At 50.0% G+C, this 1,153-nt stretch carries 1 protein-coding gene; it reads right to left on the minus strand.

All coding sequences use genetic code 11. The features are described 5' to 3' along the window. Nucleotides 1–1,153, minus strand: a 1,153-nt coding sequence (locus R7E47_RS24930; RefSeq protein ID WP_318085450.1) for an efflux RND transporter permease subunit, incomplete at both ends; no start/stop codon positions are given.

Below are 1,153 nucleotides of genomic sequence, written 5' to 3' on the forward strand. Positions count from 1 at the left end.
GCGAGGATGATGATTGGTTGCTTAAAGCCGTTGAACATCGCGACTAAAATGATCACCATGATCAGCATTGCTTTTGGTTGCTGCTTCATGATGTCGGTGACCGCTTTGTCTTCATCGTAATATTCGCCTCCCCATTCCATGCTGTAACCCGCCGGAAGTTGGATAGCTTCAACCTGATCTTTAATGGCATTTCTTACGTTCGCTGGTGTGGAGTCTCGGCTCACACCCGCTTGAACCGTGATGGTTTTCACGCGGTCGCGTTGCCAAATCATGCTCTCTTCGGTGACCAGTTCGAATCCATCCACCACTTGACCAAGTGGAACGCTGTTAAAGCCAAGTAGAGAGCGCACAGGTAGCGTTTCTAGTGACGCCATGTTTTGCGATGTGCCACGTAGCTGAATTGGAATCAACTCATCATTCAGGTTCATTTGTCCGAGCGGCATGCCGTCTGATGCGCGTTTTAGCGCGAAAGCGACATCGGCGCGGTTAATGCCTGCTTGACGCATTTTGTCTTGGTTTAGAATCGGCTTGAGCACTTTGCTTTCTTGGCGCCAATCATCGCGAATGTATTTTGCATCAGGGTTTGAAGCAAAAATCGTTTTCGTTTCCGCCGCTAGTTGATGCAATACGGTTTCATCCGGACCAGAAAAACGCACCTCAACCGCGAACTTATCTTTGGTTGCCAACTTCAGTGCTCGGAAGCGAGGTTCGGCATCCGGAAACGCCTCTTTCAGCCAATCATCACCACGCGTCACCAAGTAACTGATGCTCTCGTAGTCTTTGGTGTTGATCAGAATCTGGCCGTAGGCAGGGTCGAGCGGCTCAGGCTCTACCGTTACCGAGAAGCGAGGTGCACTGGTGCCGACATAGCTAGAGATACTTTCCACTTCTGGTTGTGCGACCAACCATTCTTCAACTTTGCGCATGTCTGCCGAGGTTTGTTCAATCTTGGCACCATTGGGTAGCCAGTAATCGAGAAACACAATTGAGCGATCCGACTGAGGAATAAAGTTCACGGCCACATACGGGATTGCCACGGCGGTGATTAAAATCAGCGGAACCAAAGCGGCTAATGCTTTACGCGGGTTGTCCACCGTCCAGAATACCAACTGTTTATAACGGCTCGGTTTGGTCTCTTCGCTGTTAGCTTTTG

It is taken from the genome of Vibrio sp. Vb1026, from assembly GCF_033338745.1.
Lineage (GTDB): Bacteria > Pseudomonadota > Gammaproteobacteria > Enterobacterales > Vibrionaceae > Vibrio > Vibrio alginolyticus.